General features: G+C 70.6%; 13 protein-coding genes. 6 read left to right on the top strand and 7 right to left on the bottom strand.

Annotated elements, in window-relative coordinates; genetic code table 11:
• The first annotated feature begins 2 nt into the window (after nt 1-2).
• Nucleotides 3-896: a prenyltransferase gene (locus tag GKS42_RS17865; protein WP_174791163.1), complete on the top strand. Its 894-nt coding sequence runs from the start codon at nt 3-5 to the stop codon at nt 894-896.
• Nucleotides 897-899: 3 nt separating this feature from the next.
• Here GKS42_RS17865 and GKS42_RS17860 read toward each other — a convergent pair whose 3' ends face one another.
• The 3 genes from GKS42_RS17860 to GKS42_RS17850 all read right to left on the bottom strand — a co-directional run bounded on the left by GKS42_RS17860 (nt 900) and on the right by GKS42_RS17850 (nt 2,840).
• Nucleotides 900-1,343, bottom strand: coding sequence for a pyrimidine dimer DNA glycosylase/endonuclease V (locus tag GKS42_RS17860; RefSeq protein ID WP_154795056.1), 444 nt, complete (start codon nt 1,341-1,343; stop codon nt 900-902).
• A 91-nt stretch (nt 1,344-1,434) separates the two neighbouring features.
• On the bottom strand, nt 1,435-2,211 hold the full coding sequence (locus tag GKS42_RS17855; protein WP_154795055.1) for a glycosyltransferase family 2 protein: 777 nt from the start codon (nt 2,209-2,211) through the stop codon (nt 1,435-1,437).
• On the bottom strand, nt 2,208-2,840 hold the full coding sequence (locus GKS42_RS17850) for a DUF2238 domain-containing protein (RefSeq protein WP_154795054.1): 633 nt from the start codon (nt 2,838-2,840) through the stop codon (nt 2,208-2,210). Before GKS42_RS17850 ends, GKS42_RS17855 begins: the two co-directional genes overlap by 4 nt.
• A 653-nt stretch (nt 2,841-3,493) precedes the next feature.
• On the opposite strand from GKS42_RS17850, the gene GKS42_RS17845 reads away from it, so the two are divergent.
• Nucleotides 3,494-3,904 (top strand): FHA domain-containing protein, encoded by a 411-nt coding sequence (locus GKS42_RS17845; protein WP_232847722.1) that lies wholly within the window; start codon nt 3,494-3,496, stop codon nt 3,902-3,904.
• A 312-nt stretch (nt 3,905-4,216) separates the two neighbouring features.
• On the opposite strand, the gene GKS42_RS17840 is transcribed toward GKS42_RS17845, so the two are convergent.
• The 3 genes from GKS42_RS17840 to GKS42_RS17830 are packed head-to-tail and all read right to left on the bottom strand — an operon-like array spanning nt 4,217 to nt 5,763.
• Nucleotides 4,217-4,675 carry a hypothetical protein gene (locus GKS42_RS17840; RefSeq protein WP_154795052.1) on the bottom strand — a complete coding sequence of 153 codons (459 nt, stop codon included), beginning with the start codon at nt 4,673-4,675 and terminating at the stop codon, nt 4,217-4,219.
• Complete coding sequence (locus GKS42_RS17835; protein WP_154795051.1) at nt 4,672-5,397, bottom strand: hypothetical protein; 726 nt, start codon at nt 5,395-5,397, stop codon at nt 4,672-4,674. Before GKS42_RS17835 ends, GKS42_RS17840 begins: the two co-directional genes overlap by 4 nt.
• Nucleotides 5,398-5,445: 48 nt before the next feature.
• Nucleotides 5,446-5,763, bottom strand: coding sequence for a hypothetical protein (locus GKS42_RS17830; protein ID WP_154795050.1), 318 nt, complete (start codon nt 5,761-5,763; stop codon nt 5,446-5,448).
• Between the two features lie 75 nt (nt 5,764-5,838).
• Between GKS42_RS17830 and ligA the strand changes: the two genes are divergently transcribed.
• From ligA to GKS42_RS17810, 4 genes are all read left to right on the top strand, one after another.
• On the top strand, nt 5,839-8,103 hold the full coding sequence (gene ligA, locus GKS42_RS17825) for an NAD-dependent DNA ligase LigA (protein ID WP_154796804.1): 2,265 nt from the start codon (nt 5,839-5,841) through the stop codon (nt 8,101-8,103).
• 181 nt (nt 8,104-8,284) lie between these two features.
• Entirely contained in the window at nt 8,285-8,818 is a 534-nt protein-coding gene (locus tag GKS42_RS17820; RefSeq protein ID WP_154795049.1) for a hypothetical protein, read from the top strand.
• Nucleotides 8,819-8,932: 114 nt separating this feature from the next.
• Nucleotides 8,933-9,343 carry a pilus assembly protein CpaE gene (locus tag GKS42_RS17815; RefSeq protein WP_154795048.1) on the top strand — a complete coding sequence of 137 codons (411 nt, stop codon included), beginning with the start codon at nt 8,933-8,935 and terminating at the stop codon, nt 9,341-9,343.
• Between the two features lie 35 nt (nt 9,344-9,378).
• Complete coding sequence (locus GKS42_RS17810) at nt 9,379-10,143, top strand: metallophosphoesterase family protein (protein WP_154795047.1); 765 nt, start codon at nt 9,379-9,381, stop codon at nt 10,141-10,143.
• A gap of 16 nt (nt 10,144-10,159) precedes the next feature.
• On the opposite strand, the gene GKS42_RS17805 is transcribed toward GKS42_RS17810, so the two are convergent.
• Entirely contained in the window at nt 10,160-11,968 is a 1,809-nt protein-coding gene (locus GKS42_RS17805) for an SLC13 family permease (protein ID WP_154795046.1), read from the bottom strand.
• Nucleotides 11,969-11,989: the final 21 nt, after the last annotated feature.

Raw genomic sequence — 11,989 nt, 5'->3', positions numbered from 1 at the left:
CACTGCCAGCGCGGTCGCAATCCCAGCCGGGCGGACCGATACGCCAGCTCGTCGGCGCATCCCGTCCAATCAGCTGGATCAACACTGCCTACCCGTTCGCTGCCGCCTACCTACTCACAGCCGGGAGCGTCGACGTCGTGCTCGTCATCGGCACCCTGTACTTCCTCATCCCGTACAACCTGCTGATGTACGGCATCAACGACGTCTTCGACTACGAGTCCGACCTGCGCAATCCGCGCAAGGGCGGCATCGAGGGTGTCGTCCTCGACCGCCGGTGGCACCGGCTGGTGCTGTGGGCCGCGGCGCTGACGAATGTCCCGTTCCTCGCCTACCTGGCGATGGTCGGTACGCCGACATCGACGGCCGTGCTCGGCGTGAGCGTGTTCGCGGTGGTGGCGTACTCCGCGCCGTGGCTTCGCTTCAAGGAACGCCCCGTCCTCGACTCGATCACCTCCAGCACCCACTTCGTCAGTCCAGCCGTGTTCGGGCTCGCACTGGCCGGCGCGCAGCCCTCCTGGCCGGTGGTGGCCGCGATCGTGGCCTTCTTCCTCTGGGGGATGGCGTCACAAGCATTCGGCGCTGTGCAAGACATCGACGCCGACCGGCAGGCCGGGATCGCCTCGGTGGGCACCTGGCTCGGCGCACGGGCGACGGTCCGCGCGGCGATGGTCGGGTACGCCTTGTCCGGTGCGGTGATGCTCACGGCCGGCTGGCCGGGCGCCCTCGCCGCCGTGGTTCCAGTCCTGTACCTGGCGAGCGTCGCACCCTTCCGGCACCTCGTCGACGAGGACTGCGAGAGGGCCCGATCCGGCTGGCGCAGATTCCTCTGGCTCAACCTGATCAGCGGCTTCCTGATCACCCAACTCTTGATCGTGATCGCGCTCGGCTGGCTCTGAGGCTCAGACCCGCTCCCACGGTGCAACCGGTCCAGGAACCACGAGGAAACTCGGATGCACCGCCGGCGAGGTGACGGACTCCCACCTCGTCGCCTGGTCCGGACTACGCAGGCGCAACTTCGCCATGAGGTGGGACCACTCGTGCGCGACTTGGCCCTCGGTCACCGGGATCGGCGGCAGATCCGCCCCGTGCGTGCTGGGTGCCTCGACGATGCGGGTGCGGTCGAAGGAATAGCTTCGCGCAGAGGCCTCGTCGGCCACCGCCCACAGGTAACCACCAATGGCCTTGAGCGGTTCCGGGCTGTCCCGGAACCGGATGAGCTGGCTGTGGTTGGTATACCCACGGGTACGCCCGGCGAGGACGGCCTGAGCGAGCAGCGCCTCACGCCAGCAGGCCGTCAGACCCTGCCGATCGAGGTAGCTCGACCGCAACGACCAGATCCGCATCCGACGATCATGTCACGCCGGGAGTGGCGCCCGGGACGCCAAGCGGTCCTTCGCCCACCGAAGCGGCATCGCCATCGGCGAGCCCTCGCCGTCAGCTCTCCGCAGGTTGCAGCCGTGCCTGCCATCGCTCCCACGGTGCCTGCACGCGCCAGTTCACGTCCAGCGTGTGCCAGGCGCGGCGCAGCCGACGTCGCCACTGCGCGGATCCCCTCACCGAACGCGCCGACACACCGACACGCACGTCCCTGGCGACAAGGATGCGCGCCCGCGGTCCGAGGGCGAACGCGAGATCGAGGTCATCGTGCACCTCCGGGTCCTCGACGTGCACACGCGCACGCACGGCGTTCCAGGCCGAACGCCGCAGCACCATGTTCGAACCCCACAACGGTGGGTGTCCCAGTGCCGCTCCGCAGAGCACGTAGTAGGTCCCGAGGTACAGGTGCGCAACAGGGCGGGCCCACAGACCGCCGTCGTAGAACCAGCCCGTGCCGGTCACGGCGTCCACACCCGGTTGTTGCGCTGCGGTGCTCACGCGCGCCACCCAATCCGGCGCGGGCACGGAGTCCGCGTCCAACCGACCGATGAGCTGGCCCCGGGCATTGTCATACCCCAGAGCGGCGGCCGGCCCGATGCCGCGACGGGGTTCGGTCAGCAGTCGCGCGCCATGCCGCCGGGCGACGGCAGCGGTCGCGTCGCGGGACCCGTTGTCCACAACGATGATCTCCAGCGGCGCGAGTGTCTGGCGCTCGAGGGCGTTCAGACATCGGTCGAGGGCCGACGCATCGTCCAGCGCCGGGATCACGACACTGAGGCCACCGTGCTCACCACCACGGGAGCCCGTCTGCCACGACTGGATCGGCGGGCTCATCCGCGACTTCTGAGAGTCGACGTGGGAGCGCTGCGATGTCCGCGCGATAACAGGGCACCCGCGATTGCCGCGCCGAACCCTCCGGCGACCAGATCGCCGATCGTGTCGTCGTAGCCGACGGCGATTCGGTCATCGAGGTATGTGTGCCCGAACCACTCGCCCAGTTCCCAGAGCACTCCGAGCGCCAGTCCCACCGCCAGGGCGGTGGCCACGCACACGAGCGCTGGCTTGCGGGGGCCGACGCCCACCGTGACAATGCCAGCGCGCAGGAGTGCGCCGGTGCACATGGCAGCAAGCGATCCGGTGGCGACGGCATGGACCACGACGTCGAGCCAGTCGATCCGGGCGTACAGGTCGAAAACGCTCGCCCAGGCGGCCCCGAGCAGCACCGCGCCCGAGACGGAGACCAGCCCGATCGGTGTCCCGACCAACCGTGCGAGGACGAGGGCGAGGAGTACGAGTGCCGTGACGGCCACCGAAATCGGACCGAACAGCGTTGCGACAGCCACGCTGACCGTGGCGATGGTGATCACGAGTACATAGGCGACGCCCACGCCCCGCAGCGGGGCACGAGTCCGCAATCCGGCACGCCGCCCGGTCTGCGGTGCGCTCCGCGTTGGGTCACCCACGTCGGTCAGGGCATGTGAGGAGCGCGCAGGTGGGCGGCCCGGCCTCGGGTGCCTGTAGCCAGTCCAAGGTCGCCACGTGCGGTAGCGCGTCCTCAGCCAGGTCGGCGAGGGCCGCTGGTCGCAGTCCGAACTCAGGGGCGATGTCCCCAGTGATTGCCAAGCCCCTTCCTTGCCGGTCACCGCCCCGCGAGTCAACTCGATCTCCTGGAGCGGCGTCAGTGGCGACGTACACCGGACACCTTCGTTCACCTTGAGCCTTGGAGGCGCAACACCGCGGTTCCCGCGTTGCCGCTTGCCTCACCACGGCGACCTGTACGTCGTCCCACCTCGACCATCACTTCTCCTCGTCGGATCCGACCACTATCGCTCGCCGAGCGTCCGCGCGCATCCGCGCGGACGGAGCTGGCTGCCATCGGCAGGCGCAATCGGACTCGTACGGGCCGATGGGGACGGCCGGCGAGCCATCGAAGAATTGAGAACGGCTCGATTGTCCCGTTGCGACTTCAGACTCGCGGCGTAGGCTGCGACGAGCGGGGGATGCTCCCGATCAGGAGGCGCACATGGCTACCGACGTCCCATCCGACGTTCCGGAACCGCAGCCGCGACCGGGTACGACCCACGCCGCTCCCGGTTCCGGGCACCCCGAGTTGGTGATGTCACGGACCGACGCTGGTGGGACAGGCGCGGAACGTCTGACCTACCCGCTGGAGAAGGAAGAGGTCACGGTCGGCTCCGGAGCCGATCAGGATGTGCGCCTCGAAGGGCTGGAGCCCCACCACTTCACGATCTACCACGACGAGCGCGACGAGTACCGCGTCCTGCCCAACGGCCCCATCGGGGGAGGGTCCGTCGCCGAAGAGGCACATCGCGTCCTTCGAACCGGCACCAGGCTCGTAGCCGGACCGTGGGAGATGACCTTCCAACGGGCTGAGTACGCCGACCACGGTCGGCCGTTCGGGGGCAGGCAGGGCGGCGAACTCTCCGACAACCTCACACAGCCGCCGCGACCGGCCGACCGGGGCGACCGACCCGACCTCGGGGTCCAGTCTCAGCAGAACGACTGAGGCGGACTCTGGTGGCACTCGAACCTGCCCGGTGACGCGGTCGCGTCGTGTTGTCGCGTGTCGACAGATGGCTCTGGCGATTCTCGCGCCGCACCGACCGTCCGAACTAGTTGCTGAGGCAGGTCGTGCCAGGCGATCCCGGTTCGGAGCCGTTACGCGACGCCGTCCACGATCTACCGGCAATCACTCAACGAGCGCGCACCCCCATCCAAGGTTCGAACGCAGCAAGGGCTCGACACGTTCCCACTGCTCATCCGTGAGTGCCTGAAACCGCGACCTGGTAGACCTCACCGAACACCTGTTAGACACGCCCTAGGGAAACGGGATCCCGGTCGTCTCACCGATCCACACGGTCGCCAACGCCAGCACCCCGAAGGCCAGGGCCAGCCACCCGGCGCCGACGCCGTTGTGGGTGGCCCTGATCTGCCGCCGCCCGATCCCGGCGAAGATGGAGGCGAGGACGGCGGTGACGATCGGCACGATGGTCCCGGCGAGCACCACCACGCCCGCGTCCACCGGCTCCGGGGTCTGCCAGCCCTCGTCCACGGCGAACGGCGTCAGGTACACGAGGGAGGCGAGGATCAGCGGCAGCAGGATCGCCCCCCAGCCGAGCATGAACCCGACGGCGTAGAGCGCACCCGAGGCCTGCGGGCGGCCCTGGTCGATGCGTCCGAGGTCGGCTCCGGCCAGCGTGGGTGAGACCGTGGCACGGCCGAGGTGCACTGCCGTCGGGTCCGTGGCCGCCACCTTGTAGGGGTCGAAGATGCTCATGAGTAGCTCGTCGAGATGCTGAGAACAAGCAGGGCGAAGCCGGCCAGGGCGATGAGGAAGCCGCGCTGGCGACCCTGGCGGGTCTCGATCCGGGTACCGGCGCTGGCCCCGAACGCGCCGATCGCCGCGATCAGTGGAAGGAACACCCAGGTGCGCACGGCGTCACCGGTGAAGCAGTCGAGGGTGCCGCCCGCGTCCCCGCAGGCCGCGACGGCGTCCACGAGCGGGCCGGTCCAGGTCACCACATGCCAGACGATGAAGGCGAGCGTGGCCAGCACGAGGACCACGTTGGTCAGGACGAGGCCCGGCATCGCGGGAGCGGCCTGAGCGGCGCTCGCCGAGTTCGGCGCGGACGGCGCGTTCTGGCCGGGCCGGGCGGCCTGGTTCGACGCTGCCTGGTTCTGGCCGGCGTGCGTCCGGCCGGCCGGGTTGGCCCCGCTCTGGGAGCCCGGTTGCCTCGGCGCCGCGTACGCGTTCTGACCCTGCTGCGGTGGCCGCTGCCAGGGCTGGGTCACGGCCTCGGTGCGCTCGGCGAGGTTCGCGCCGAGGGTCTGGCGCTGCGCGGCCACGTTCTGCTCGAGGAGCCTCTTGTGCTGGGCCAACTGGTCGGCGAGCTGCCGGCGGGCTCGCTCGAGCGGGTCGATCGGGCCCCCTCCGGTCGCGCCGGAGACCGGCGCCGGGGGCTGCGGCACCGGCGCGGACTGCTCCGGGAACCAACTCACCTCCCCATCCCATCACATCGGGGGCGCGCGCGGGGCCGGTAGCCGCGATCAGCGCCCTGCGGGTGTGTTCACATGCGGCAGGGCCTCCGAGGCGACCATCCAGACGCTGAACACGGCGGCGCCGAGCTCGAAGGCGACCAGCCGTCGGTCCCAGGCACCCCCACCGGGGCGGCTCCCGGCGCGCAGCAGTGCCAGGCCACCGACCGCGTTCGCCGCTCCCCAAGCCAGATTCACCGCCGGCGAGGACTCGGATCCGGCGATCGGGGTCAGGTGCGTCCGGCCGGTCACGGCGGTGCCCGGGTGGGGCACGCTGTTCGCGACGAGCACCCCCGCGAGGCACGAAGGGATCCTCGTTGTCGAGGGCATCAGAACAGCCTGCGGCGGGCACGCTGCACAGGTCAAGGGATCCGGGCGTTGGCGGTGTCGGTGCGGCGCGCCACAATGGGCGTCGTGAACGCACGCGCGAACGAGAAGCTGCCCGAGTCGGTGGAGACGGATGACCCGGCCGCCCGAGCGCGGTGGGAGGAGCTGGCGCAGCAGGTCCGGGACGCCCAGTTCGCGTACTACGTCCGCGATGCCCCCACCATCTCCGACGCCGAGTTCGACACCCTGCTGCGGGAGCTGGAGGCGCTCGAGGAGGCCAGCCCGGAACTGCGCACCCCGGACTCGCCGACCCAGCAGGTCGGCGGAACCTTCTCGACGGCGTTCACCGCCGTCGATCATGTGGAGCGGATGCTCTCCCTCGACAACGCGTTCAGCCTCGAGGAGGTCTCCGCCTGGGCGGACCGGGTGCACCGGGAGATCGGGTCCGAGAAGGTGCACTACCTCTGCGAGATCAAGATCGACGGGCTCGCCATCGCTCTGGTCTACGAGCGTGGCCGGCTGGTCCGGGGCGTCACCAGGGGGGACGGCCGCACCGGAGAGGACGTCACCCTGAACGTGCGGACGATCACCTCCGTCCCGCACACCCTCGCGGGGGACCCGGCGACCTGGCCAGAACTGATCGAGATCCGTGGCGAGGTGTTCTTCCCGGTCGAGCAGTTCGAGGCGCTCAACGCCGCGCAGGTAGAGGCGGGCAAGTCGCCGTTCGCCAACCCTCGCAACGCCGCTGCCGGCTCGCTGCGGCAGAAGGACCCACGGGTCACGGCCACCCGCGCCCTCGGCATGTACGCCCACGGGATCGGGGCGTTGCGCTGGGGTCCGGGCGGGGCGCCCGTGGAGCTGACCCGTCAGTCGCAGATCTACGACCTGCTCGCCGGCTGGGGCGTGCCGGTCTCCGGGCACAACCGGGTGGTGACCGGGCTGGACGGGGTCCGGGAGATGATCGCCTACTACGGCGAGCACCGGCACGACATCGAGCACGAGCTGGACGGCCTGGTCACGAAGGTGGACGAGTTCGCCCTGCAGCGGCGCCTGGGCAACACCTCGCGTGCGCCGCGCTGGGCGATCGCGTACAAGTACCCGCCCGAGGAGGTCAACACCAAGCTGCTCGACATCCGGGTGAACGTCGGCCGCACCGGGCGGGTCACGCCCTACGGCGTGATGGAACCGGTGCTCGTGGCCGGCTCCACCGTCGAGCAGGCCACCCTGCACAACGCGAGCGAGGTCAAGCGCAAGGGCGTGCTGATCGGCGACACGGTGGTCCTGCGTAAGGCGGGCGACGTGATCCCGGAGATCCTCGGCCCTGTGGTGGACCTGAGGGACGGAACCGAGCGCGAGTTCCTGATGCCGACCGAGTGCCCCTCCTGCGGCACACCCCTCGCGCCGGCCAAGGAGGGGGACGTGGACATCCGCTGCCCCAACGCCCGATCCTGCCCCTCGCAGCTGAAGGAGCGGGTGTTCGCGCTCGCCTCCCGCGGGGGACTGGACATCGAGGCACTCGGCTGGGAGGCCGCCGTCGCCCTCGTGGATCCGGAGGCGAACCGGCCCGCCGAAGCCGAAGGGCCGGAGGCCGAGCCGGTGCTGTCCGGGGAGGCAGGCCTGTTCGACCTCACGCCCGAGGACCTGCGTGACGTCAGCGTCTGGCGGCAGCGGAAGGTGAAGGGCGAACCCACGGGTCGATGGGACCGGGTGCCGTACTTCTGGACCAGGGCCGGCGCCGACGCCGCGAAGAAACCGTCGAAACCGACCGCCACCACCGAGGTCCTCTTCGCAGAGCTGGAGAAGGCGAAGACCCAACCGCTCTGGCGGGTGCTGGTGGCCCTCTCGATCCGGCACGTGGGTCCGACGGCGGCCCGCGCGCTGGCCACCCACTTCGGCTCCCTGGACGCCATCCGGGCCGCGAGTACCGAGGAGTTGGGCGCCGTCGAGGGCGTCGGGCCGACCATCGCGGTGGCTGTCACGGAGTGGTTCACCGTGGACTGGCACGTCGAGATCGTGGACCGCTGGGCCGCCGCCGGGGTGCGCATGGCCGACGAGCGAGACGAGTCGGTGGAGCGCACGCTCGAAGGGCTCACCGTGGTGGTCACCGGCTCGCTCGAGAACTTCTCCCGGGACGGCGCCAAGGAGGCGATCATCGCCCGCGGCGGCAAGTCATCCGGATCCGTCTCGAAGAAGACCGACTTCGTGGTGGTCGGGCCCGGCGCGGGCACGAAGGAGGACAAGGCCCGCGAACTCGGACGGCCGATCCTGGACGAGGCCGGCTTCGAGGCGCTGCTCGCGGGCGGTCCGGACGCGGTGGCCGACCTCGCCGGAGCTACGGAGTAGGCGGCCGGCGGGCGGACCCGCACCCGGACGAGCCTGGGTAGTTCTGTCCGGATCCCCGCAGATCCGGCACGGACACGGGTGCCTGGGTAGTTCTGCCCCGCGCCCGGGGCGGTAGCGGCGGTCGGGTCGGCTTAGGTTCACTGTGCACGATCCGATACCGACCTGAGGGACACACATACCCATGCGACCTGTTCGACGCTACGCCGCCCCCGTCACCGCCCTTGTGCTCGCCACCGCCCTCGGACTCGGGGCATGCTCCGCCGGGGACGACGACCGGGACTCCGACACCGGCACCTCGAGCGAGGAGGGCGCCGGAGCCGACACTGGCGACTCCGACGAGGGTGCCGACGACGCGACCGAGAACGACGACGCGACCGACACCGCCGATGACGACGCCGCCGATGACGCCGGGGCGGGCGACACGGCCGACGCCGAGGTGGTTCCCCTCGAGGGCACGTTCGTGACCGAGGTGAGCGTCCCGTCCGGCGTGGAGTACGAGGTGACCACCACCACCGCGAACTCGCTGCAGCTCGACTTCCCGGCTCCGGCCGACCCGACGGCGCTGAGCGCGTTCTACCAGGCGTGGTTCACCGAGCAGGGCATGACCGACGTCGCCGAGATCTCCGGCATCGTGACCGGGACGCTGGGCGACGCGACCTGGACCCTGCTCCCGCAGGACGCCGGGTCCTGGATCCTCTCGGCCGCGACGCTCTGATCGCCGCCTGATCGCGGCACGGTCGCCGGGCAGCGGGACCTCGAGAAGTCCCGCGGCCCGGTGACTCCCCGCGCGGGAGCGGCTCATCCCCGCGGGTGGAGGGATACTGGGGCGATGATCAGCGATGAACTTGCCCAGCAACTGGCCCTGGCGGGGCTGCGGTGGGAACCCAGGCCCGGGGACCAGTTCCGGATCTCCGCCGAGGCACTCAGCGAGGACGTGTTCACGCTCTCGCACATGGTCATCGAGCCACGCACCTATGACACCGGCACTGTCCTGCACTTCAACGGCACCACCGAGTGGGCGCTGGACAGCATCGCCCAGGACGACACGCTCTGGCTGCCCCGCGAGGACCAGCTTCGCGCACTCCTGGGTGGCACGTTCCGCTCCCTCGAGCGCGACGGCGACGTCTACGCGGTGACCACCAAGGGACCCGACGGGCCCGCGACCTACCGGGCCGCCGTCGTGGAGGACGCCTACGCGGGCGCGCTGCTCGCGCTGGTGCACCACGCGATCGACGCCTGAACCCGGGCGTGCGTCCACGTCGCTAACCTGAGCCGATGGGCACCCCGCGGCGGCTGGCGATCATCTCCGACATCCACGGCAACGTCACCGCCCTGGAGGCCGTGCTGGCCGACATCGACGCCCGTGGCATCAGCACGATCGTGAACCTGGGGGACGTGGCGGGCAAGGGTCCGCGGGGCTCGGAGGCGGTGCGGCTCAGCCGCGAACGGTGCGCCGTGACCGTGCGTGGCAACTGGGACGACTTCCTGCCCCGCGAGGACGAACCCGAACGGAGCGAGGCGCTCCGGTGGTGGCACCACGAGCTCACCGCCCGGGACCGGGACTGGTTGCGCACCCTGCCCCTGGTCCACGATCTGTTCCTCAGCGGACGCCGGATCCGGCTCTTCCACGCCTCCGCCGAGAGCGTCTACACCCGGGTCCACTTCCACCACACGGCCGAGCAGTTCGACGGCATGTTCGCGAGCACCGAGTTGACCGGTTCCGGCCCCGAGCCCACCGTGGTGGGCTACGGCGACATCCACGACGGCTACCTGGAGACGCGCGGCGGGCGCACGCTGTTCAACGTCGGCAGCGTGGGCAACCCCCTGGACGAACCCACCGCCTGCTACGTGATCCTCGAGGGCGTGCCCGACGGCGTCGCGGCCGATCCGTTCGGCGTCCAGTTCGTCCGGCTCGCCTATGACGTCGAAGGTGAGATCGAGGTGGCCCGCCGGCTCGGCATGCCGGACCTGGAGGCGTACGCCGTCGAACTGCGGACCGCCGTCTACCGTGGCCGGCACGCCGAGCTCGGGCTGCGGTGAGGTCTGCCGGGTGCGGCTACAGCGGCCAGATCAGCGGGATGATCAACACCGCCAGCACGAGCCACACTCCCATGACGGGCAGACCCAGCCGCCAGTAGCTGCCGAACCGGTACCCACCGGGGCCCATCACCATCATGTTCGACGCGGTGGCGATCGGGGTGAGGAACGAGGCCGCGCCGGCCACCGCCACCAACATCAGCACCGGCTGGACCGAGTAGCCGGTCTCCGCGGCCGCGGCCAGCGCGATCGGGACCACGATCAGCACGGTGGCGGTGTTGGAGACGACCTGCCCGAGCGTGCCGGTGAGCACGAACAGGGCCACGAGCAGCACGAAGGGCGGCGCGTCGCCGACCAGAGCCACGATGCCGTCGGCGATCAGATCGGCCGCCCCGGAATCGGTGATGGCGACCGAGAGCGGGATCAGACCACCGATCAGCACGATGACCTGCCAGGACACGGCCCGGTACGCCTGGGGCACGCTCACCACCCGTAGCAGCACCATGCCGATCGCGCCGATCAGCCCGGCGACGGCGGCCGGGACGAGCCCGAACGCGAGCAGCAGCACCATCACCAGCGTGACGGCAAGCGCCCGCGGGGCCTTGCTGCCCATCGGCACGGCCTGCCGGCGGAGCAGGTCCGGGGAGTCCACCAGCAGCACGTCCCGGTCGTCGATCAGGGTGTCGATGGCGGGCCAGGCGCCGTGCAGCAGGAGGACGTCGCCCTCGACCACGTCCGTCTCGCCGTCGACCTCCTTGCCCCGCCGGCGGACGGCGAGGATGACCAGGTCCGAGCCCCTCTGCATGCCCGCGAACACCCGCTCGCTGAGGAGCGGTGATCGAGGTGGCACCACGACCTCCACCACACCTGCCTCGCGGGTCACGAGGCCGCCGGCAGCTTGCGTGCCGAGCGGACGCATCGCCACCGCGAGCCCGGAGTCCAGGACGAGTGTGCTCACCTGCTCGGGCGGTCCGGCGATGACGAGGACGTCGTCCGGGCCGAGCACGTGCAGCGCCGGTGCGCGGCTGCGGTCCGGCCGCTGCGCGCCCATCAGCCGTACCCCGGGATGTTCCGCGCCGAGGTCGAGGTCCCGGAGCACGGTGCCCACCAGGGTGGACTGGTCCCGGAGGCGGAGCCGGTAGAAGCCGCCGGTGAGGTCGTACTGGCGGGAAAGGGTCTCCGCGTGCCGGCTGAGATCGGGGCTGACGTTCTTCGGCACGGAGGTGGGGAGCGTCCTGGGACCGAGGATCACGCAGGCCGCGATGGTGGCGGCGAGCAACGGAAGCCCGATCAGGGCGAACTCGAAGAAGCCGAACCCGCCGCCGCCGGCGTCGGTGGAGGCATCGGCCACGATCACGTTCACCACGGTGCCGGTCAGCGCCAGCAGCGATCCCGCATGGGCGGCGAATGCCAGTGGCATCAGGAACTGCGACGGGGATGCCTTCGCCCGCACCGCGAGCATGACCACCATCGGCAGCAGCGCGGCCACCGAACCGTTCGGGGTGAGCAACGTGGTCAGCAGGGCGCAGAGCACCATCACCGCGATCAGGATCCGCCGGGGTGCCGTGCCGGCGCGCCGCGCGAGCGCCTGCCCGGCCCAGGCCGTCACCCCGGAGGAGTCGAGGCCCTCGCTCACCACGAACAGGGCGGCCAGGAAGACCACCACCGGATCGCCGAAGCCGCCGACGGCCTCGCCCAGGTCCATCACGCCGGTGGCCCACAGGGCGAGGGCCACGAGGAGGGCGACCACCCCGACCGGGAGCTTGTTCGTGATGAACGCGACGACGGCCAGCCCGAGGATGATCAGTGTGATCGTCGCGGGATCCACGATGGTCGCACTCCTCTCCTC

This window comes from Occultella kanbiaonis (assembly GCF_009708215.1).
GTDB lineage: Bacteria > Actinomycetota > Actinomycetes > Actinomycetales > Beutenbergiaceae > Occultella > Occultella kanbiaonis.
The sequence above is the reverse complement of the archived record's forward strand: the minus strand, read 5'-3'. Positions and strand labels throughout refer to the sequence as shown.